Origin of the sequence: Psychrobacter sp. Sarcosine-3u-12 (genome assembly GCF_002836005.1) — a bacterium.
Taxonomy (GTDB): domain Bacteria; phylum Pseudomonadota; class Gammaproteobacteria; order Pseudomonadales; family Moraxellaceae; genus Psychrobacter; species Psychrobacter okhotskensis.
The window spans coordinates 1-1,148 of record NZ_PJBY01000033.1 but is presented as its reverse complement, the minus strand read 5'-3'; the positions used below and the strand labels follow the sequence as shown (position 1 = coordinate 1,148).

Genomic DNA, 1,148 nt, shown 5'->3' with positions numbered 1-1,148 from the left:
TCATACCATCATCAAGTATTTATCAAGCAGTGGTTACAGCGCACTGCTCAGTATATGCACTGTCATGCAATGAATCACAGTCACTTTTCAATACCCGATCATGGCTTTGACATCGCCCGCAATACTGGGGTTTGGGTATCAGCGACGTTACTTGACGCTGCTATTCCTTATTGCCCTTACCCTAGCAAACAGTCCTTTGCCAGTAGTACCTACCTAGGACTCACCCAAGCGCGTACTGGTGACACCAGTTTATTAGCCTCGCCCAGCTATGACTCTAGTGTCACCGATGACAACCTGCAACAAACCATCACCACTCCCGTCTACTCAGGTATCAGTCCTCACGATGACGGAACTACCCTGCCCCTACGTAGCCTGCAACTCTCATCCGGTAGCACTCATGGCTGGCAGTTTGCGCCAAGGCTTGGGCAGTCGATTCTCCTTAACCATTGGTATGGTGATATAGACAGTCCTGTGATTAGCAGATCGCTTTATGACGGTATCGGTATGGGCGATGTCGATGACAAAGACATCACCACTCGTGATAGCGGACTATCGAATAGACACAACTTGCAAGGCGGATCTGCTCCTCGTTGGCATGGTGGTGGCCTCGGACATTCGCAAATTAGTGAAGATGATACTCACAGTGGTTGGATTTCTGGTATTGCTCAATATGGGCTGACGTCTGATTCTGAGGTGACCCTAAGTTTCGATGACACGCCTAATAAAGTCGGTCTCCAGTGGACGGTGAATACAGGATCACGTGCCAATGCTGAGACACCAACCATCACTTCTAGCGCCACCTTTGCCCCTGATGAGCACGTGCTTGAGCTTGGCATACTGCGTCATCGCTTTAGCAATCATCAATCAAGCGATAGCGGTCAAGGCATTAATCTAGCAACCGACCATGGTTTGCAAATCACAGGTGAGTCTGGAGTACTGCTATCCACCTTTGATATCAGACATAGTCAAAGCGAGCATGAGTCAGCGTGGGTCAATGATGCCGGACAACGTCAGTTAAAGATGGGCACTGAGCTGAGCGAAACCTTTAAAGAGGCCAAGCAGGCACACTTGCAATACACGGTAGCACTTAGCGATGCCAACCAAACGATAGAAGCCTTTAAGACCAGTGCACAAATCATCGATGAGAC

At 49.1% G+C, this 1,148-nt stretch carries 1 protein-coding gene; it reads left to right on the top strand.

What is annotated here, in order from left to right; genetic code table 11:
- A partial coding sequence (locus tag CXF65_RS01005; RefSeq protein ID WP_198551933.1) for a type VI secretion system Vgr family protein occupies positions 1–1,148 on the top strand: 1,148 nt, incomplete at both ends.